Source organism: Enterobacter sp. 5-4 (assembly GCF_000612205.1).
Taxonomy (GTDB): domain Bacteria; phylum Pseudomonadota; class Gammaproteobacteria; order Enterobacterales; family Enterobacteriaceae; genus Enterobacter; species Enterobacter roggenkampii.
Genome location: NZ_JFHW01000010.1, coordinates 180,199 through 198,394, shown reverse-complemented (window position 1 = coordinate 198,394; position 18,196 = coordinate 180,199). Strand labels below are relative to the sequence as shown.

Sequence of the window (18,196 nt, the reverse complement as noted above, 5' to 3'; positions counted from 1 at the left end):
TTACCGTCCTTTACGCGCGCGGGGATCTGGCACGATCGCTCCAGCATTAATCAATACCTCCTCACAACGAACCCTGACCCTTTTTTCTTTACATAAAAAACCAGGTCTTACTATGGATACTAAAAAACTACTGAAGCACGTGCCCTGGGCCTTACTCGGGATCCTCGGTGCTTTCTGTCTGGCGGTTGTCGCATTACGCCGGGGCGAACACGTCAGCGCCCTGTGGATCGTGGTCGCGTCGGTTTCCGTCTACCTTGTGGCTTATCGCTACTACAGCTTATACATCGCGCAGAAGGTCATGAAGCTCGACCCGACGCGTGCCACCCCGGCGGTCATTAACAATGACGGCCTGAACTACGTGCCTACCAACCGCTACGTGCTGTTTGGTCACCACTTTGCCGCCATCGCAGGCGCTGGCCCGCTGGTCGGCCCGGTACTGGCCGCGCAGATGGGCTACCTGCCGGGTACGCTCTGGCTGCTGGCGGGCGTGGTGCTGGCGGGTGCGGTGCAGGACTTTATGGTGCTGTTTATCTCCTCGCGCCGTAACGGTTCGTCGCTGGGTGAGATGATCAAAGAAGAGATGGGCCGCGTGCCGGGCACCATCGCCCTCTTTGGCTGCTTCCTGATCATGATCATCATCCTCGCGGTGCTGGCGCTGATCGTGGTGAAAGCGCTGGCCGAAAGTCCGTGGGGCGTCTTCACCGTCTGCTCTACCGTACCGATTGCGCTGTTCATGGGCATCTACATGCGCTTCCTGCGCCCTGGCCGCGTTGGTGAGGTGTCGGTGATCGGTATCGTGCTGCTGGTCGCCTCCATCTACTTCGGCGGCGTGATTGCGCACGACCCGTACTGGGGCCCGGCGCTGACCTTTAAAGACACCACCATCACCTTCGCGCTGATCGGTTACGCATTCGTTTCTGCCCTGCTGCCGGTGTGGCTGATCCTGGCTCCGCGCGACTACCTGGCGACCTTCCTGAAAATCGGCGTGATCGTCGGGCTGGCCATCGGGATTGTGATCATCAACCCTGAGCTGAAAATGCCGGCGGTAACCCAGTACATTGACGGTACCGGTCCGCTGTGGAAAGGCGCCCTGTTCCCGTTCCTGTTTATCACTATCGCCTGCGGTGCCGTGTCTGGCTTCCACGCGCTGATCTCCTCCGGCACCACGCCGAAGCTGATGGCCAATGAAACCGACGCGCGCTTCATCGGTTACGGCGCAATGCTCATGGAGTCCTTCGTGGCGATCATGGCGCTGGTTGCGGCGTCGATTATTGAGCCTGGCCTGTACTTCGCGATGAACACGCCACCAGCGGGTCTGGGCATCACCATGCCTAACCTGCATGAGATGGGCGGCGAAAATACCGCGCTGATCATGGCCCAGCTGAAAGAGGCCAGCGCACACGCGGCGGCGACCGTCAGCTCCTGGGGCTTTGTGATTTCGCCTGAGCAGATCATGCAGACCGCGAAAGACATCGGCGAACCGTCCGTGCTGAACCGCGCAGGTGGTGCACCGACGCTGGCGGTAGGTATCGCACACGTGTTCCACAAAGTGCTGCCGTGGGCGGACATGGGCTTCTGGTACCACTTCGGTATTCTGTTCGAAGCGCTGTTCATCCTCACCGCGCTGGATGCCGGTACCCGTGCGGGCCGCTTCATGCTGCAGGATCTGCTGGGTAACTTCGTGCCGTTCCTGAAGAAAACCGACTCTCTGGTGGCGGGCGTACTCGGGACCGCGGGCTGCGTAGGCCTGTGGGGTTACCTGCTGTATCAGGGCGTGGTTGACCCACTCGGCGGCGTGAAGAGCCTGTGGCCGCTGTTCGGTATCTCTAACCAGATGCTGGCGGCCGTGGCCCTGGTGCTGGGTACCGTGGTCCTCGTGAAGATGAAACGTACCAAATACATCTGGGTCACCGTGGTGCCTGCGCTGTGGCTGCTGCTCTGCACCACCTGGGCGCTGGGTCTGAAGCTGTTCAGCACCAACCCGCAGCTGGAAGGCTTCTTCTTCATGGCTAACCAGTACAAAGAGAAGATTGCTGCAGGCGGCGCGGATTTAACCGCGCAGCAGATTGCCAACATGAACCATATCGTGGTGAACAACTACACCAACGCGGGTCTGAGCATTCTGTTCCTGGTGGTGGTGTACAGCATCATCTTCTACGGCATCAAAACCTGGATGAAAGTGCGCAACATCAATGGCCGCACGGATAAAGAAACCCCGTACGTGCCGGTACCGGAAGGCGGCGTGAAGACCTCTTCACACCACTAAAACAATGGCGGGTGGCGCTGCGCTGACCCGCCCTACAACGGTGCTGTAGGCCCGGATCGCTGCGCGCCACCGGGCTTTTTCTTATCAGGACACGTTATGTTTGGTAACTTAGGCGAAGCAAAAAAATACCTCGGTCAGGCGGCGAAAATGCTGATTGGCATCCCGGACTATGACAACTACGTTGAGCACATGAAGACCAACCATCCGGATAAGCCGTACATGACCTACACCGAATTCTTCCGCGAGCGTCAGGAAGCGCGCTACGGCGGAAGTGGAGAAGGCGGCGTCCGCTGCTGCTAAAGGAGAGACCATGACCCCGATTGCCGTTACCCTGCTGACCGGTTTCCTCGGCGCCGGTAAAACCACCCTGCTGCGCCACATCCTGAACGAGCAGCACGGCTTCAAAATCGCCGTCATCGAAAACGAATTTGGCGAAGTCTCCGTAGACGACCAGCTGATTGGCGATCGCGCCACGCAGATCAAAACCCTGACCAACGGCTGCATCTGCTGCACCCGCTCTAACGAGCTGGAAGACGCCCTGCTGGACCTGCTCGACAGCCGCGATCGCGGTGAAATCGACTTTGACCGTCTGGTGATCGAGTGCACCGGCATGGCCGACCCCGGCCCGATCATTCAGACCTTTTTCTCGCATGATATTCTTTGCCAGCGCTACCTGCTGGACGGCGTCATCGCGCTGGTCGATGCGGTCCACGCCGACGATCAGATGAACCAGTTCACCATCGCCCAGTCTCAGGTGGGCTACGCCGACCGCATCCTGCTGACCAAAACCGACGTGGCGGGTGAAAGCGATAAGCTTCGCGAGCGCCTGACGCGCATCAACTCCCGCGCGCCGATTTACACGGTGACGCACGGCGATATCGACCTGTCTCAGCTGTTCAACACCAGCGGCTTTATGCTGGAAGAGAACGTCACCACAAAACCGCGCTTCCACTTTATGTCCGACAAGCAAAACGACGTGGCGTCGATTGTGGTGGAGCTGGATTATCCGGTGGACATCAGCGAGGTCTCCCGCGTAATGGAGAAGCTGCTGCTGTCGTTTGCCGACAGGCTGCTGCGCTACAAAGGGATGCTGTGGATTGACGGCGAGCCCAACCGTCTGCTGTTCCAGGGCGTGCAGCGCCTGTACAGCGCCGACTGGGACCGACCGTGGGGCGAAGAAGCGCCGCACAGCGTGATGGTGTTTATTGGCATCCAGCTGCCGGAGGAGGAGATTCGGGCGGCGTTTGCGGGGCTGAAGAAATAGCCTCCCCGCTTAACTATGCGCTCCGAACAATCCCCCTCTCCCCTGTGGGGAGAGGGGTGAGCGGTAAACTTATTTCACCGCCTCCGGCAGCGTCACAATCCACAGCTCGCTGTCGGACTCCGGCTTCTTCAGTGGCTTCACGCTGAGCGTGGTTTCCACCGGTTTATCATCCAGCGTCAGCTTGCCTTCCGCGTTCACCCGGTAATCCTTAAGCTTCTTGCCCTCGACCGGGTTTTGCATCGCGACCTTCACGCCAAAATCGTTATCGTTCGCCACCGCAAGCGTTTTGCTGTCGATCAGCGCCAGTCCTTCAGCCTTCTCCTGCTGCCAGCCCAGCGCGCGAAGATCGACCACCTGCGTTTTTGCCGCAAGGGTAATGCCGCGCTGCGCCAGGGTTTTCTCATCATCAAACTCCGGGTACTCGCCCGGCTTGTCGAAGGCGGTCAGGTCACTCGCCTTGCTGAGATCCACCTTGTAAATCAGGTTGCGCATCCCGTCGTTTTTATCGCTTCCCTGCTCAATCAGCAGGATGTGCTGATTATCGAGCGCCACGATGTCGCCGATTTTGGCATCGCTGTTTTTGTCGTAGGCCGCGCTGTCGATAGGGTAACCGTACATCGCGGTTTTGCCGGTCGCCGGGTCGAAGCTCACCAGACGGGTGAACAGCGCCTGCTTTTTGCTCTTCCCGTCGATGTCCAGCGTGCTTTGCACGGCGGCGATAATCCGCCCGTCCGGCATCCGGGTCAGGCCTTCAAAGCCCCGGTTGGGCTGGCGCCATTTGATGATGTTTGGCAGACCGCCCGCGATAGATTTTTCCCCTTCCGCGGCCTGCGGCCCGTGGATCGCGAGGATCTTGCCTTTGCTGTCGACGTTAATCAGGAACGGGCCGTACTCGTCGCACAGCCAGTAGCCGCCTTTGCCGTCAGGCGTGATGCCTTCCGTATCCAGTCCGCGGTTATCACCTTTCAGGACCTTGAGGGTGTCGCTGAACGCCACTTCATTGGTGGAGCCAATCACGCCGCTTTGCAGCGGGAGACCGTTAATCTCGCCTTTATCGTCATGCAGCGGGCGGGCATCAACCGCCTCCGCTTTGCCGTTCTGGACGCGGATGGTCATCAGGAGCGGCGCGAAATCCGGCGTAACAAAGATTTTGGCTTCGTTTTTACCCATTTTTGGCGCATCGGCGTTGGGACCGCGATCGGTCACGGTCGCAAACGTCAGGGCATCGCCCTGCTTGCCCGTAAACAGCAGGCCAGAGCCAATCCCCACCGGGAGCCCGTTCGGGAACGCATCGGCAAACGCGCCGCTGTATTTCACATGGGAGCCGTCAGGGAAGCTGACGATATAGCGCTCAGCGGTAGGCTGCGCAGCCAGGCCAGAGAAAGAGAGCGCACAACCGATAAGCACAGGAATAATTTTTCTTTTCATATTGTTAGTGTCCAGTGAGTGAAGCCAACAACGTAAAGAATAAACGTGTCAGAAAAATGACATAGAAAGGCAACCGGCGTGCGCGGGTGAACGTATATTCATTGCCCTGAAATGTAAGGTTGTGTTGTATTGTGTGACATCTGAAATACTTCTGGAAATTATTAGAAATCCAATTAATTCACCTCTAATCACTATCCCTTCCTCGTTCAGTTTATGTTTAGTCAAAAAATTAAACGGTGCCTAAACGTCCAAACATCACGCGTTGACACCTCGACAATCAAACATCGATGCAACATTTCAAATAAAAAAGTTAACAATATCAGCATAAAACAGCGACCTTCATCACATTTGCAGTCATAAACATCGCTTGTTAAGGTGCCCCCAGATGAATTTAATGACGAGGCATAAAACATGAAAAAACTGAATATCCTTCTTCTTTCTGCTCTGACCGCCCTCTCGGGTTCCGCTCTGGCAATGGGCGGCAGCATTGAGCAGGGTAAAAACTTTACCAACCTCAACCTCGAGATGGGGAAATCCTCATCCGGCCTGTATGCCGAAAGCAACTGGCTTAAAAACACCGATGACGGTACCCAGACCGGCGGCGTGGGCGCAGGCTACAACCTGGAAGTGGGCCCGGTAATGCTGAATGCGGGTGCCAAAGCCATTTACATCGGCCCGAAGAAAGGCGATAACGGCGTGGCGTTCCCGATCGGCGGCGGTGTGAACGTTGCCCTGACCGACAGCATCCACGTGTACGGTGAAGGCTACGTGGCGCCAGAAGGGCTGAACAACAGCGTGAAAAACTACGTGGAAGCCAACGGCGGCGTAAGCTGGACGCCAATTACGCCTGTGACCCTGAAAGTGGGTTACCGCCACGTGAGCGTTGATGGCAAGGACGGCCGCCCTGGCCACACGCTGATTGACGGCGCATATGTAGGCGGTGGAGTCACCTTCTGATGAAACACCGCATGACCGCGCTTTGCGTTCTGAGCCTCACGCTGATGCTCACCGGCTGCGTCCAGTACAAATGGGTGAAACCGGGCGTCAGCGATGCGGAAATGAATAAAAAGCTCACGGAATGCGAAGCGCAGGCACTGATCGATCTTCCCCCGGATAACGTGGTGACCGGTTCGAGCTCGGAAAAAACGGACAAATCGAAAAAGAAAAAGGATATTTCCACGAGCTACACGGTTGAAGACGCGAATGAATATCGCCGGGATACGCTGGTTGACAGCTGCATGTTTAAAAGCGGCTGGGACAAGATCGAAGTGCAATAATCCCCTTAAAAAAACCTGCCGGCTGGCAGGTTTTTTTATGACCTCTTACTGACGCACCACCACCAGCTTCTGGTTCACAAACTCTTTGATCCCCAGATCCGACAGCTCGCGTCCGTAACCGGAGCGCTTCACGCCGCCGAACGGCAGCTCTGGCGCGGTATCGGTGAGCCAGTTGATATACACCATCCCGGTCTCAATCCGCGACGCCATTTTTTTCGCGCGCTCGATATTCTGGCTGAATACCGCCCCACCCAGGCCGTAGTGTGAGTCGTTCGCCAGCGCGACCGCCTCGTCGTCGTTTTTTACTACGTACATCTGCGCCACCGGGCCGAAGAACTCTTCAAAGTACGCCGGGTTGTCGCGCGAGATATTCGTCAGGATCGTCGGTTCGAAGAAGCTCCCCTCACGCTGCACCGGCTTGCCGCCATAGTGCAGCGTCGCGCCGTTTTTCACCGCCTCGTTGACCTGTTTGGTCAGCGTTTCCAGCGCATCTTTCGACGACAGCGGCCCCAGCGTGGTGCTTTCGTCGAGCGGATCGCCAATCTTCACCTGCTTAAATGCCTCGGTGAATTTGCTCAGGAAGGTGTCGGCAATCTTTTCATGCAGGATAAAGCGCTTCGCCGCGGTACAGACCTGCCCGGCGTTGTTGAGCCGCGCATTCACGCCAATCCTGACGGCTTTGTCCAGGTCCGCATCGTCAAGCACCACGAACACGTCGTTACCGCCCAGTTCAAGGGTGGATTTCTTGATGTGCTTCGCCGCCTGCGCGGCCACCACGCTGCCGGCTTTTTCAGAGCCGGTCAGCGCTGCACCCTGCACGCGATCGTCAGCAATGATGTTCGCCACCTGCTCGGACGAAATAAACAGGTTGGTCCACGCCCCTTCCGGCGCCCCCGCCTCACGCACCAGGTGGGCAAAGGTCTCGGCGCAGTGCGGCACGATGCTGGCATGCTTGGCGATAACGGGGTTACCCGCCGCCAGGTTTGGCGCCAGAACGCGCATCAGCTGGTAATACGGGAAGTTCCACGGCTCAACGGCCATCAGCACGCCGATGGGGTGATGTTCCACCCACGCTTTCCCGAGTTCGGATTGATACTTCACCGGGGCCAGGAACTGCTTCGCGTTGTCGGCGTAGTAGCGGGCGATCTGCGCGCACAGCTTCACTTCGCCGCGGCTCTGTTCGATGAGCTTGCCCATCTCCTGACTGGCAATTTTCGCCAGCTCCTCGGTGCGCTCGTCGATCAGATCGGCAAGCTTATGCAGCACCGGCAGGCGCTGATTGATGTCGCCTTTCGCCCAGTCCGAATGGTAAAGCGCATCGGCCGCCTTCAGCGCCGCTTCGATATCCGCGTCGGTATGTGAGGGGTATTCTTTGATGAGCTGGTTAGTGGCAGGATTTACTGTCTGATAAGCCATGTCGAATCTCCTTGTTTTACCGCTTAGGGTATTAAGGGTAGTCAACATGACTGGCTGTGGACGTAAAGTTGGGTATATCCGGAAGGTTCTTAATGAAGCGCTGCAAGACGGTTCGCTGACGTGGTATAAAAAACGTCCAGAAGGAGTTCATATGACCGATACCCGACACATCCGGCAGACTTTTCACCGCGCCTCAGGCCTTGAGCTGCGCAGCACGTGGCAGAGCACGCAGGCGTACAAACGTCACAGTCACCCTCAGCTCTCTATCGGCGCGATTATGGATGGCCAGACCTGCTGCATTTGTCATGACAAAGAATACATCCTTAACCCCGGGGACCTCATTGTGATCCCGGCCTCTGCGCCGCACAGCTGCAATCCCGTCGCCGGGCAACCGCGCAGCTACCATATGCTCTATATCGACACCGATATTCCTCAGGCGTTACAGGTGATTCGCGACCCTGCGCTGTTTAAGCGCTACCTGGATATTGTTGAGGCGATGTCGCCTGTATCCGTGGACACGCTGCTTTCAGCCCTGCCCCGCTGCGTGACAAACGCCGACGCGCTTCGCTCAACCAGCCAGCACGTGCGGCAGGCGTTTCTTGCCGACCTGGCCGCACCGCCTTCGCTTGACGAACTTGCCCAGCGATTCTCGCTGCGCAAGGAGACGCTGATCCGCACCTTCCGGCAGGATACCGGCCTGACGCCGGGCAGCTTCCTCAACATCTCCCGCGTGGAGTTCGCCAAAGCGCGACTGCGTGCCGGGGACGACATCGCCGACGTTGGCTACCAGAGCGGCTTTGCCGACCAGAGCCATTTTCATAAGACCTTCGTCAGCTATACCGCCGCCACGCCGCGCCAGTACGCGACGGGCCGATCAATATCTGACAATAAATAACGTTGGCATCACCGTAGCCTGACCTCAGATTGTTAACCGAGGTTGCTATGGAACTGTTCTTCCCTTCCGCTTTTCTCGCCCTGGCGCTGGCGCATTTTGTCGCCCTGTTAAGCCCGGGGCCGGACTTCTTCCTGCTGGTGGGCTACGCGGCGCGCTACCGACTGCGCGGCAGCGCCGGATTGTGCGTCGGCATCGCTGCGGGTAACGGGCTGTATATCTTACTGGTGATTATCGGCTGGAGCGCGCTGCGACAGTTTGCATGGCTGTTTACGCTGATAGAGCTTTGCGGGGCGCTGTATCTGCTGTGGATCGGCTCGCATCTGGTGCGCAGCCAACCGCAGGCGATGAGGCTGCATGAAACCCATCAGCGCTGCCCCTCGCTGCGCAAGCAGATCCTGCTGGGGCTCGGCTCGGCGCTGCTTAACCCGAAGAATGCGCTGTTTTATCTGGCGCTGATGACGGCGCTACTTGGGCCGGACGTCACGCTGCTTCAGCAGGCAACCTGCGGCGTCTGGATGGTGACGGTGGTGCTGGCGTGGGATCTGGCACTGGTGTCGATGATGGGTTTGCCCGCGGTCCAGCAGAAGCTCAGCCGTGCGCTGTGGCTGATAGAGCGCACGGCGGGGGTGGTGCTGATGGGGTTTGGCGGGTGGGTGATGTGGCGGCTGCTGGAAAATATACGCTGAGATAGCGGGCAGCCAAACGCTGCCCGCTATTTATTTTTTGTTTTGATCGCGCAGCATTGCTTCACGCAAAATGGCATTGAGCCGCGTCTGATAACCTTTCCCAGGCCGTTTAAGCCACTCCATCACATCGGCGTCAATGCGTACAGATGCCTGAGTTTTGAGTGGTCGATAGAACTTCCCTCGCACCGCCCCTGACCACTGTTCATCGTCCGTAGCAGGGATATCGCTGTAATCAATCTCTGCTTCTGGTTTTTCAGCTAATGCTTTGAGCTCAGCCTCACGACGAGCGCTTACCTCAGGCGCACTACCGCGTTTATGTTTAACGATGCTCATAACGGCTCCTCTCTTTGCGGTCCGCCTTTCGTGCGCTAATGATACGGATGATTTCTCCTCCGCTTTCAAAACGTACCGTATGTGCGACCAGAATAACAAGAAGACCTTGCACAAGGCCGATGGTTTGCCAGCGAAATTCCCCGTTTTCATAGCGATCCTGAACAGACAAATGATAAGGATCGTCGAAAACCATAACCGCATCCTCAAAGCGTATGCCATGTTTTTGCAGGTTACTTTTCGCCTTATTGCTATCCCACTCATACTCCGTTGGCATAGTGTACCCTTCCCTGATTGTATATACAAAAAAGCATATACAAATTACGCAAGGATTTAACCAAATATGTAAAAAGGTGTTTAATTCCGGAAGGCAGGTTCCAGAAGCGGGAATGACATAACGCTCCCTGCTTTGCACTTTCCCCCCGCTTCCCTCTATCCTTAACCCATGGAAAAAATAGCTGAACTCAAACGCGCCAAGCTGCTGGCGCTGTCGCTGCTGCTGGTTGCCGCCGCGGCCTTTATCACCACCCTGTTCCTGCCGCAGACCTTCTGGGTGCGCGGCGTCAAGGCCATTGCCGAGGCGGCGATGGTTGGCGCGCTGGCGGACTGGTTTGCGGTGGTCGCGCTTTTCCGCCGGGTGCCCATTCCCTTTATCTCCCGCCATACGGCGATCATCCCGCGCAATAAGGACCGGATCGGCGACAATCTCGGCCAGTTCGTGCAGGAGAAGTTTCTGGATACCCAGTCGCTGGTGGCGTTGATCCGCCGCTATGAGCCCGCACAGATGATTGGCGCCTGGTTCAGCAAGCCCGACAACGCCCAGCGCGTCGGGCTGCATCTGATGCAGGTGATGAGCGGTTTTCTCGAACTCACCGACGACGGGCGCATTCAGCGCCTGCTCAAACGCGCGGTGCATAAGGCCATCGACAAGGTCGACTTCACCGAAACCAGCGCCGTGATGCTGGAGAGCATGACCAAAAACAACCGACACCAGGTGCTGCTGGACGCCATCATCAACCGCCTGATTACCCTGATTCAGCGGGAAAGCACGCGAGAGTTTATCTCTGACCAGATCGTCCACTGGCTTAAGACCGAGCACCCGCGCAAGGCGATGGTGCTGCCCACCGAGTGGCTGGGCGATCAAAGCGCGGAGATGGTATCGAACGCGGTCAACACGCTGCTGGACGATATCAGCCACGACCGCACGCACCAGATCCGCCAGGCGTTTGACCGCGCCACGCTGAAGCTTATCGACAACCTGAAAAACGATCCGGAGATGGCGGCAAAAGCCGACAACATTAAGCACTACCTGAAAAACGACGAGGCGTTTAACCGCTATCTGGGGGAGATGTGGGCCGACCTGCGCCAGTGGCTGAAGGCAGATATGCAGAGTGAGGACTCTCGCGTGAAGCAGCGCATCGCCAACGCCGGGCTGTGGTTTGGCGAAACGCTGACAAACGACGCCAGCCTGCGGGCATCTCTGAACGAGCATCTGGAGCAGGCGGCGCACCGCCTCGCGCCGGATTTTGCCGCGTTCCTGACGCGCCACATCAGCGACACGGTGAAAAGCTGGGACGCTAAAGACATGTCCCGCCAGATTGAACTGAACATTGGCAAGGATCTGCAGTTTATCCGCGTCAACGGTACGCTGGTGGGCGGGACGATTGGCCTGATCCTGTTTTTACTCTCGCAGCTGCCTGCCGTGCTGGGACATTAATCTACTTTGGGCGGCGCGATGACGTAGCGCGTCGCCTCGAAGCGGTTGAGGATCAGGTGCATCAGAAAGACCATCGTCAGCGTCGCCACCAGCGAAAAGGTAACGGAGGTGATGCGGTACAGATCGCTGAACACCAGGTCGGTGTCCGGGTGCATGTTCTGCCCGAACATTATCCCGATGGTGGTGATGCTGGAGAAGCCTACGCCCGCCCCGACCTTCTCCATTACGTGCAGCCGCGCGCCAAACGCCAGCCCAAGGCCGATCAGCGGCATCATCAACAGCATATGGCTGCTGTGATCGTAGAGGAGCAGCTGCACCACCAGAATATAGAGGCAGCCCAGCACCACGCCGACCACGCGCCAGATGGAGCTCATCACCGCGCCGCGATAGTGCATCGGGAACAGGATCAAAATCCCTGCCATCAGCGCCGAAAGCGAATCGCTTAAGTCGCTAACCTGAAACACGACGAATATCAGCGTCGCGACGGTGCCGGAGAGCAGCGACTCGTGGCGCACGCGGGCGTCGTCTTTCTCAATCAGCGGCGGCGGCTTGCGGGGCTCCACGTCCGGCAGGAGGTAGTTCATCAGCGCGCTCAGGCACACCGCCATCACGCTGGCTTCGATGTTCGAGAACAAAAGCGTATGCCAGTTGGTGGTGGGGTAGCTCATAAAGTTGAGCATCACGCTCTGGCACACCACGCCCATGGACCCGAACAAAAACAGCGGCCCTTTACTCATAAAGCGAAAACGCATCACGTAGAGGGCGAAGACCACCAGCGTCATGATCGCCGGCCATTGCGACAGATAGCCGATGATAATCACCATTTCGACGCAGTTCAGCGATGCGCTGAAGATAAACTGCTTCGCCACGTGGCGGTTAAACACCGGGACAAGCGAGAGCAGCATGATCGGATAGACCACGAAAAACACGCCGTAGCGGGTGTTGTAGAAGCTCGAGATGCTCAGCGCAATCATCCCGGCAAAGACGATGCGCAGGGTCTGGCGAAAGTCGTTTGCCGTGTAGACGATGTTGCCGTGCGGGGTAAACACCCGCGCCAGGGTGCTAATAGACATAGTGAAGCAGGCTCACCAGGTGGATCTGCATCCCGGAGAAGAAGCGCGCAAACGGCCCTTCGCTGTTATAGAGCTGCACGGTCGCGCGGGCGCCGGTCGGCAGATGCTTCGGCAGCGGCTCGTCCAGCGAGACGTGAATGCGCATGCGCTGGGCATCGCGCACCCAGCGGTTAGAGGTCTCCGGCTCGGAGAGCTGGCCGTTAACGGCCTCCTGACCTGCCAGGATCCCCGCGTCGCTGCTGGTGACGTGGGCGCGGAAAACGTGTCCCGGGAAGGCGTCAAACACCACGGCCGCATCGGTGCCCTGATGGGTATGGCGCAGGCTCTTCTCACGGAAATCGGCCACGATATCGGTCTGGTTGTTTACCAGCGCCAGCGCGGCGGAACCGGAGGAAGCGTAGAAGCCCGGGCTTAGCTGCAGGTTACTGACCGTGCCGTCCGCCTGGGCGTAGACCTTCGTCCAGCCGAGGTTCAGCTCAGCGTCATCCAGCGCGTTGCGGTATTTTTGCAGCGTCACGTTGCGGTGTTCTTCGCGCTCACCACGCTGGATGCGCAGGTTGCGGATGTTGGCCTGAATCGTGCTGACGGACTGCTCGCTGCTCTGCCAGGTGGTGCGAACCTTATCCAGATCCGCCTGCGAGACGTTCTGAAGGGTGCTCAGCTTCTGGTAGCGATCAAAGGTCACTTTGTCGTTACGCGCGGTCAGCACGGCGGTTTTCAGGCTGGCCTGCGCGGCGGCGATCTGCGCATCCAGCTGTTCGTTGGACAGGCGTGCCTGCTCGAGCGCGATTTGCGCCGCCTCTACTTTATTGCGAAACGGCGTGTCGTCGAGTTCAAACAGCAGATCGCCTTTCTTCACCTGGCTGTTGTTATGGACATGTACCGCCGCCACGTAGCCGGAGACGCGCGGAGACACCGGCGTCACCACGCGCATCACGGTGGAGTCCGGCGTCAGCGGGATCCAGATATCCGCGACGATAAAGTAGACAAACATCAGCAGGAAAGAGGCAATACTCACCCTTACCCAGCGGGCAAACTTTTGTTCAGGGGTCATTATTTTTCGGTCTTGTTATCTTCTTCGCGGATTGTCCGCAAATTGCAGGCGATTTGATTCAACGTGGCGCTGAAAATATCGAGATGTTCCGGCGCGATGTTTTGCGATACGCGCGCCTGATACGTCTCAATCACCTGAGTGAGCCTTTTTAATATGGCTTTTCCCTCAGGCGTCAGCGTCAGAAGCCGGATGCGCTTGTCATAAGGCGATGTGGTGCGCAGCAGGTAACCCTGTTTTTCCAGCTGTGTGAGGGTGCGCATCAGCGGCGGCAGTTCAATGCCCTGCACTTCCGCAAGCTCACTCATTGAGACGTTATCCCCGAGCTGATGCAGCTGCATCATCACCGTCCAGCTCGACTGGGTTAACCCGGTATCGAGAATGGCGTCGTCGATGACGGCACGCCACTGGCGCACGATCATCGCCATCCGCATGCCCATCGGCCTGCGGCAGAACAGTTCTTCTTCACTCATGGGGAACCTCTCGTCACACGCGGTCAAGATAATAGTTATCAGGGTAACTATCAAGAAACGAGAAGTTAAAGCGCAGGAATTGCGAAAGGTGTTACTGGAGGCGATGTACACGTAGGCCCGGTAAGCGCAGCGCCACCGGGGGTTTTTAGCGGCTAAAAAGCCTCTTAACAGCAGCCTTTCCCGACGCCGTCACCACCACCTCCCGATACCCCGCCACCCGCTGGATCCAGCCTTTACTTTCCAGATGGTCGAGCAGCAACGCACCGGATTCTCCGCCCAGGTGAAACCGTCGCTCGCTCCAGTCCAGGCAGGCGCAGCAGGCCTTCCGGCGCGGATGCGCGCTTAACGGAATACCGAGCGCCAGGAACTGCTCCCGGCCATAGAGTGTCATCGCTGAACCGTCAGCCTCCAGCCAGCCTTCCGCCTGCATGAAATCATAGATCTGCACCGCCACGACGCCTGCGAGGTGGTCGTAGCAGGTCCGGGCTTCACGCATGGCTTTCGGCGCGCTGGTTTCCGGCGGGGTAATGCGGCTCCACGAAAGCCCCATCATCTGTTCCACCAGCGCCGCCACGTCGTGCCCGGCAAGACGATAATAACGATGCCGCCCTTGCGACAGGCAGGTAATCAGCTGCCCTTCAACCAGCCGGGCAAGATGCCCGCTGGCGGTCGACGGCGCAACGTCTGCCGCCGCGCTCAGTTCAGTGGCCGTCCACGCACGCCCGTCCATTAGCGCACTGAGCATCTTCACGCGCGACGGATCGGCCATGGCAGCCGCCACCGCGGCAATCGCCTTTTCCAGCATCGCGCTGTTATCGGGGGGTAAACTCGTCTTAAGCATGGGCCGCCCAGGGTTCGGTGATCTCTGCGGCCAGCTTATCATCATCCGTCAGCAGAATAAGGTGATTCGCATGGTCGCTGTACTGTGTCAGGATAGACACGCCGCGTGCCCTCCGGTTTCGGAACTGTATTCCCGCACCAGCTGCGCCACCCGAATACGGTAGAAAGAAAAAATCGACGCCCGCCCTTCGGCCTGCGCCGCCTGATGAAAGACGTTCTGCTTCCAGCGGCGGACGGCCTCTTCATCCCGCCACCAGGAAAGGGACAGGATTTTGCCGTCGGTGGTCAGGCTCTGGAACCGTTCGATATCAATAAAGCCGTCGATGTCCGCCAGCAGCGGCTTAAGCTCTGCGGCAAGCTGAAGATAGCGCGCCTGATGGGCAGGCGCGGCTTTGGCTTCGAAAAGGACTGCGATCATGGTTTTCTCTCCGTTGTGATGTTGGGGAGAGAATGCAGGAGGGAAAAGCACAATGCTTCGGCAAGGAGCGAAGCGTTGTGCCGGATGGCGCTGCGCTTATCCGGCCTACGGCTCATGTAGGCCCGGTAAGCGCAGCGCCACCGGGCGGGTTTTAGCCCACCATCGACCTCGGCTCCATAAACGCCCGAATTCCCCACTCGCCCATCTCGCGCCCCACGCCGGAGTGTTTGAAGCCACCAAATGGCGCTTTCGGTTCATGAGCCAGGGTGTTCACCAGCACGCGACCGGAAACAATCTGCTGTGCCACGCGTCGCGCGCGGTCCACATCGGCGCCCAGCACCATCGCGCTCAGGCCGTACTCGGTATCGTTGGCAATGGCGATCGCCTCCGCCTCGTCCTGATAAGGGACTACGCACAGCACCGGGCCGAAGATCTCGTCGCGGGCAATGGTCATCCGATTGTTCACGTCGGCAAACAGCGTCGGACGCACAAACCAGCCGTCTCGCGTGCCGTCCGGTCGCCCTTCGCCGCCCGCCAGCAGGCGCGCCCCTTCTTCGATTCCTTTGCGGATATAGCCCTGCACCCTCAGCCACTGCTTTTCGCTGACCATCGGGCCGACGTCTGTCGCGCTGCTGCGCGGGTCGCCGGATTTCACCGCCGCCACGGCCTGCGCCAGCGCGGTTTCGATCTCCGCCTTGCGCGAGTAAGGCACCAGAATGCGCGTCCCGGCCACGCACGCCTGTCCGCTGTTCATAAACCCGGCCTGGATCACCAGCGGGATCGCCTGCGCGAGATCCACATCATCCAGCAGGATCGTCGGCGATTTACCGCCCAACTCCAGCGTGACGCGCTTAAAACTCTCTGCCGCGTTGCGCAGGATCGCCTTGCCGGTATTCGTGGAACCGGTGAACGAGATTTTCGCGACGTCCGGATGGCGGCTGAGGGTTTCGCCCACCGTCTCGCCGCGTCCGGTGACGATGTTAAACACGCCCGGCGGCAGCGCGGCGTCGCGCAGCGCTTCGGTGACAATCTGCGTTTGCAGGGCGCTCATTTCGCTCGGCTTGATCACCGCCGTGCAGCCCGCCGCCAGCGCGGCCGCCAGCTTGCCGCAGATAAACCCCGCATCGCTGTTCCACGGCGTAATCAGCCCGGCCACGCCGAGCGGCGTCATCTGCACCGTTGCGGCACCTGCTGGAGTGACAAACTCAAATGCCTCAAGCGCCTCGATGGCCTGAGCAATCACCTCTGCCGGATAGCTTGCCATCCACGCCGAGCGCGAGGCGGGCGCGCCGTACTCCTCAACAATCGCATCCAGCAGCGCATCGTGACGGGCAGCCACGGCGGCGTGCATGCGCTTCAGCGCGGCGATGCGTTCCTGCTTTGTGGTCCGGGACCACGCCGGAAACGCCGCTTTCGCCGCCGCAACGGCGCGCGCTGCGTCAACCTCATCCGCCAGACGAACCTGACCGATGACCTGCGCCGTCGCCGGGTTGTACAAATCAAACCACTCGGCACCGTGCGGGGTAACAAATTCGCCGTTAATAAAGATCTGTTCGATAGTGTGCATATAAACCTCCTCAGGCTGTGTGAGCCCAGTCTGTCACGGCTTCTCCGTTGCGATAATCCACGCTATGCTGCAAGGGTTGTTTCGATTTTCAGGATAATCTATGCATCGTTCAGGTCTGACAGAGCTGGAAGTGGTGATGGCGGTGGTGCGGCGCGGCAGCTTTCGCGGCGCGGCGCAGGAGCTGGGGATGTCCGCCACGGCGGTCAGCAACGCCATCGCCGGGCTGGAGAGCCGCCTTGAGACGCGACTTTTCAACCGCACCACCCGCAGCGTGGCGCTCACCGACGCCGGGCAGCGCTACGTAGCGCGTATCGGCCCCGCCCTGCAGGAGATCCGTCTCGCCGGGGAAGAGATCCACAGCGACACCGGGGAACCCGCCGGCACGCTGCGTCTGAACGTACCGAACCATATCGGCACGCTGTTTCTGGACCAGCTGCTGATCGACTTCATGATCCGCTACCCGAAAATGCGCGTGGAAACGGTGAGCGAAGCGAGGATGATCGACATCGTCGCCGAAGGCTATGACGCGGGGATCCGCCTCGAAGAGTCCGTTCCGCAGGACATGATCGCCGTGCCGCTGACCGGTGAGATCCGCCAGCTCGTCACCGCCACGCCGGACTATTTCGCCCGTCACGGCATACCCGAGACGCCGGACGATCTGCTTTCACATCAGGGGATCGGCATGCGTATGGCCCACGGCGGGATCTACCGCTGGGAGCTGGCCCGTCGGGGTGAAACGTACGCGCTTGCCGTGCCGCCGCGCTTTGCGACGTCCGATCTTTTTGCCTCGATCCGCGCCGTGAAAGCGGGATTAGGGGTGGGATTTTTACCGGAACTCTATATTCGGGACGAGCTGAAAAGCGGGGAGCTGGTGAGCGTCTTAAACGACTGGGCGCAGCCGTTTGCCGGGCTGCGCCTGTACTACCCAGGCCATCGCCACGTCCCGCCGGGATTGCGGGCGCTGGTGGCGATGATCCGCGAGCGCGGGATTATTCCAGGTTAGCCTTATTCAGCCCGTACGCCGCGTCCAGCGAGCCGGGCGCCATGCGGGAGGTGATCCCCAGGCGGTTCCAGGCGTTGATCGCCACGATGGCGAAGTTCAGCTCTGAAATCTCCACGTCCGAGAAGTGCTCCGCCACGCTGCGGTAGAGCGCATCGCTCACGCCGTGAACGCCAATCTGGGTCAGCGCTTCGGTGAAGGCCAGCGCCGCTTTTTCACGGGCGCTAAACAGCGGGGACTCGCGCCAGGCCGCCAGATGGTACAGGCGCAGCTCGCGCTCGCCGGCGATTTTCGCCTCTTTTGAGTGCATATCCAGACAGAACGTACAGCCGTTCAGCTGCGACACGCGAATGTCGATCAGGTGCTTCAGCGCCGGATCGATGGAGGTTTTTGCCACCTCCATGCTCAGGGCAGACAGCGCGTTGGCGAGGGCAGGTGTAGCTTTATGGTGGTTAACGCGAGTGCTCATGGTCTTTCCTCTTTTTGTGCGGCATG

20 protein-coding genes and 1 pseudogene are annotated in these 18,196 nt (G+C 59.0%); 9 read left to right on the top strand and 12 right to left on the bottom strand.

Going from position 1 to position 18,196, the window contains the following annotated elements:
* The first annotated feature begins 112 nt into the window (after positions 1-112).
* The 3 genes from AA74_RS0107135 (at position 113) to yjiA (ending at position 3,530) form a co-directional block, all read left to right on the top strand.
* Entirely contained in the window at positions 113-2,266 is a 2,154-nt protein-coding gene (locus AA74_RS0107135) for a carbon starvation CstA family protein (RefSeq protein ID WP_025912112.1), read from the top strand.
* Between the two features lie 96 nt (positions 2,267-2,362).
* On the top strand, positions 2,363-2,566 hold the full coding sequence (locus AA74_RS0107130; RefSeq protein WP_003856610.1) for a YbdD/YjiX family protein: 204 nt from the start codon (positions 2,363-2,365) through the stop codon (positions 2,564-2,566).
* A 10-nt stretch (positions 2,567-2,576) separates the two neighbouring features.
* Positions 2,577-3,530, top strand: coding sequence for a GTPase (gene yjiA / locus AA74_RS0107125; protein ID WP_025912107.1), 954 nt, complete (start codon positions 2,577-2,579; stop codon positions 3,528-3,530).
* A 69-nt stretch (positions 3,531-3,599) separates the two neighbouring features.
* Here the strand turns inward: yjiA and AA74_RS0107120 are convergent, their stop codons facing one another.
* The gene (locus tag AA74_RS0107120) at positions 3,600-4,958 is read right to left on the bottom strand and encodes an esterase-like activity of phytase family protein (RefSeq protein ID WP_025912106.1); all 1,359 of its coding nucleotides are present in this window, start codon (positions 4,956-4,958) and stop codon (positions 3,600-3,602) included.
* A 411-nt stretch (positions 4,959-5,369) separates the two neighbouring features.
* Between AA74_RS0107120 and AA74_RS0107115 the strand changes: the two genes are divergently transcribed.
* Both AA74_RS0107115 and AA74_RS0107110 read left to right on the top strand, forming a co-directional pair.
* Entirely contained in the window at positions 5,370-5,915 is a 546-nt protein-coding gene (locus AA74_RS0107115) for a YfaZ family outer membrane protein (RefSeq protein WP_008501313.1), read from the top strand.
* A complete protein-coding gene (locus AA74_RS0107110; RefSeq protein ID WP_008501314.1) occupies positions 5,915-6,235 on the top strand; it encodes a hypothetical protein in 321 nt (106 codons plus the stop codon). Before AA74_RS0107115 ends, AA74_RS0107110 begins: the two co-directional genes overlap by 1 nt.
* A gap of 45 nt (positions 6,236-6,280) precedes the next feature.
* Here AA74_RS0107110 and AA74_RS0107105 read toward each other — a convergent pair whose 3' ends face one another.
* Positions 6,281-7,651, bottom strand: a complete 1,371-nt coding sequence (locus AA74_RS0107105; RefSeq protein WP_025912105.1) for an NAD-dependent succinate-semialdehyde dehydrogenase — start codon at positions 7,649-7,651, stop codon at positions 6,281-6,283.
* Between the two features lie 151 nt (positions 7,652-7,802).
* Here AA74_RS0107105 and AA74_RS0107100 point away from each other — a divergent pair, with 151 nt between their 5' ends.
* Both AA74_RS0107100 and AA74_RS0107095 read left to right on the top strand, forming a co-directional pair.
* Positions 7,803-8,546, top strand: coding sequence for an AraC family transcriptional regulator (locus AA74_RS0107100; RefSeq protein ID WP_025912104.1), 744 nt, complete (start codon positions 7,803-7,805; stop codon positions 8,544-8,546).
* Positions 8,547-8,593: 47 nt separating this feature from the next.
* Positions 8,594-9,232 (top strand): LysE family translocator, encoded by a 639-nt coding sequence (locus AA74_RS0107095; RefSeq protein WP_025912103.1) that lies wholly within the window; start codon positions 8,594-8,596, stop codon positions 9,230-9,232.
* 30 nt (positions 9,233-9,262) lie between these two features.
* Here AA74_RS0107095 and AA74_RS0107090 read toward each other — a convergent pair whose 3' ends face one another.
* Positions 9,263-9,565, bottom strand: coding sequence for a BrnA antitoxin family protein (locus AA74_RS0107090; protein ID WP_025912101.1), 303 nt, complete (start codon positions 9,563-9,565; stop codon positions 9,263-9,265).
* Positions 9,552-9,839, bottom strand: a complete 288-nt coding sequence (locus AA74_RS0107085) for a BrnT family toxin (RefSeq protein WP_025912099.1) — start codon at positions 9,837-9,839, stop codon at positions 9,552-9,554. The genes AA74_RS0107090 and AA74_RS0107085 overlap by 14 nt, the downstream gene beginning before the upstream one ends.
* Positions 9,840-10,007: 168 nt before the next feature.
* On the opposite strand from AA74_RS0107085, the gene AA74_RS0107080 reads away from it, so the two are divergent.
* Positions 10,008-11,279, top strand: coding sequence for a DUF445 domain-containing protein (locus AA74_RS0107080; RefSeq protein WP_025912097.1), 1,272 nt, complete (start codon positions 10,008-10,010; stop codon positions 11,277-11,279).
* Here the strand turns inward: AA74_RS0107080 and AA74_RS0107075 are convergent.
* The 7 genes and pseudogenes from AA74_RS0107075 to AA74_RS0107040 form a co-directional block, all read right to left on the bottom strand.
* The gene (locus tag AA74_RS0107075; protein ID WP_025912096.1) at positions 11,276-12,352 is read right to left on the bottom strand and encodes a DUF2955 domain-containing protein; all 1,077 of its coding nucleotides are present in this window, start codon (positions 12,350-12,352) and stop codon (positions 11,276-11,278) included. The two genes, AA74_RS0107080 and AA74_RS0107075, sit on opposite strands and share 4 nt — an antisense overlap.
* Positions 12,342-13,409 carry an HlyD family secretion protein gene (locus tag AA74_RS0107070; RefSeq protein WP_025912094.1) on the bottom strand — a complete coding sequence of 356 codons (1,068 nt, stop codon included), beginning with the start codon at positions 13,407-13,409 and terminating at the stop codon, positions 12,342-12,344. The genes AA74_RS0107075 and AA74_RS0107070 overlap by 11 nt, the downstream gene beginning before the upstream one ends.
* Positions 13,406-13,876, bottom strand: coding sequence for a MarR family winged helix-turn-helix transcriptional regulator (locus tag AA74_RS0107065; RefSeq protein ID WP_008501325.1), 471 nt, complete (start codon positions 13,874-13,876; stop codon positions 13,406-13,408). Before AA74_RS0107065 ends, AA74_RS0107070 begins: the two co-directional genes overlap by 4 nt.
* A gap of 145 nt (positions 13,877-14,021) precedes the next feature.
* Positions 14,022-14,717 carry a helix-turn-helix transcriptional regulator gene (locus AA74_RS0107055; RefSeq protein WP_025912092.1) on the bottom strand — a complete coding sequence of 232 codons (696 nt, stop codon included), beginning with the start codon at positions 14,715-14,717 and terminating at the stop codon, positions 14,022-14,024.
* Positions 14,710-14,826, bottom strand: a pseudogene (locus AA74_RS1000000122705) (amino acid-binding protein); the annotation flags it as partial. The gene AA74_RS0107055 and the pseudogene AA74_RS1000000122705, both read right to left, overlap by 8 nt.
* The gene (locus tag AA74_RS0107045; RefSeq protein WP_008501327.1) at positions 14,805-15,134 is read right to left on the bottom strand and encodes an antibiotic biosynthesis monooxygenase; all 330 of its coding nucleotides are present in this window, start codon (positions 15,132-15,134) and stop codon (positions 14,805-14,807) included. The gene AA74_RS0107045 and the pseudogene AA74_RS1000000122705, both read right to left, overlap by 22 nt.
* 151 nt (positions 15,135-15,285) lie before the next feature.
* Positions 15,286-16,701, bottom strand: coding sequence for an aldehyde dehydrogenase family protein (locus tag AA74_RS0107040; RefSeq protein ID WP_025912089.1), 1,416 nt, complete (start codon positions 16,699-16,701; stop codon positions 15,286-15,288).
* Between the two features lie 100 nt (positions 16,702-16,801).
* On the opposite strand from AA74_RS0107040, the gene AA74_RS0107035 reads away from it, so the two are divergent.
* Entirely contained in the window at positions 16,802-17,704 is a 903-nt protein-coding gene (locus AA74_RS0107035) for a LysR family transcriptional regulator (protein WP_025912088.1), read from the top strand.
* Here AA74_RS0107035 and AA74_RS0107030 read toward each other — a convergent pair.
* Entirely contained in the window at positions 17,691-18,170 is a 480-nt protein-coding gene (locus AA74_RS0107030; RefSeq protein ID WP_008501331.1) for a carboxymuconolactone decarboxylase family protein, read from the bottom strand. The two genes, AA74_RS0107035 and AA74_RS0107030, sit on opposite strands and share 14 nt — an antisense overlap.
* Between the last annotated feature and the right edge of the window lie 26 nt (positions 18,171-18,196).

Excerpts from the sequence above, each read along its gene's own strand:
- AA74_RS0107105 (WP_025912105.1), bottom strand. The coding sequence starts at position 7,651 with ATGGCTTATCAGACAGTAAATCCTGCCACTAACCAGCTCATCAAAGAA.
- AA74_RS0107095 (WP_025912103.1), top strand. The coding sequence starts at position 8,594 with ATGGAACTGTTCTTCCCTTCCGCTTTTCTCGCCCTGGCGCTGGCGCAT.
- AA74_RS0107075 (WP_025912096.1), bottom strand. The coding sequence starts at position 12,352 with ATGTCTATTAGCACCCTGGCGCGGGTGTTTACCCCGCACGGCAACATC.
- AA74_RS0107110 (WP_008501314.1), top strand. The coding sequence starts at position 5,915 with ATGAAACACCGCATGACCGCGCTTTGCGTTCTGAGCCTCACGCTGATG.
- AA74_RS0107055 (WP_025912092.1), bottom strand. The coding sequence starts at position 14,717 with ATGCTTAAGACGAGTTTACCCCCCGATAACAGCGCGATGCTGGAAAAG.
- AA74_RS0107030 (WP_008501331.1), bottom strand. The coding sequence starts at position 18,170 with ATGAGCACTCGCGTTAACCACCATAAAGCTACACCTGCCCTCGCCAAC.
- AA74_RS0107100 (WP_025912104.1), top strand. The coding sequence starts at position 7,803 with ATGACCGATACCCGACACATCCGGCAGACTTTTCACCGCGCCTCAGGC.
- AA74_RS0107040 (WP_025912089.1), bottom strand. The coding sequence starts at position 16,701 with ATGCACACTATCGAACAGATCTTTATTAACGGCGAATTTGTTACCCCG.
- AA74_RS0107045 (WP_008501327.1), bottom strand. The coding sequence starts at position 15,134 with ATGATCGCAGTCCTTTTCGAAGCCAAAGCCGCGCCTGCCCATCAGGCG.
- AA74_RS0107085 (WP_025912099.1), bottom strand. The coding sequence starts at position 9,839 with ATGCCAACGGAGTATGAGTGGGATAGCAATAAGGCGAAAAGTAACCTG.
- AA74_RS0107090 (WP_025912101.1), bottom strand. The coding sequence starts at position 9,565 with ATGAGCATCGTTAAACATAAACGCGGTAGTGCGCCTGAGGTAAGCGCT.
- AA74_RS0107080 (WP_025912097.1), top strand. The coding sequence starts at position 10,008 with ATGGAAAAAATAGCTGAACTCAAACGCGCCAAGCTGCTGGCGCTGTCG.
- AA74_RS0107120 (WP_025912106.1), bottom strand. The coding sequence starts at position 4,958 with ATGAAAAGAAAAATTATTCCTGTGCTTATCGGTTGTGCGCTCTCTTTC.
- AA74_RS0107035 (WP_025912088.1), top strand. The coding sequence starts at position 16,802 with ATGCATCGTTCAGGTCTGACAGAGCTGGAAGTGGTGATGGCGGTGGTG.
- yjiA (WP_025912107.1), top strand. The coding sequence starts at position 2,577 with ATGACCCCGATTGCCGTTACCCTGCTGACCGGTTTCCTCGGCGCCGGT.
- AA74_RS0107135 (WP_025912112.1), top strand. The coding sequence starts at position 113 with ATGGATACTAAAAAACTACTGAAGCACGTGCCCTGGGCCTTACTCGGG.
- AA74_RS0107130 (WP_003856610.1), top strand. The coding sequence starts at position 2,363 with ATGTTTGGTAACTTAGGCGAAGCAAAAAAATACCTCGGTCAGGCGGCG.
- AA74_RS0107115 (WP_008501313.1), top strand. The coding sequence starts at position 5,370 with ATGAAAAAACTGAATATCCTTCTTCTTTCTGCTCTGACCGCCCTCTCG.
- AA74_RS0107065 (WP_008501325.1), bottom strand. The coding sequence starts at position 13,876 with ATGAGTGAAGAAGAACTGTTCTGCCGCAGGCCGATGGGCATGCGGATG.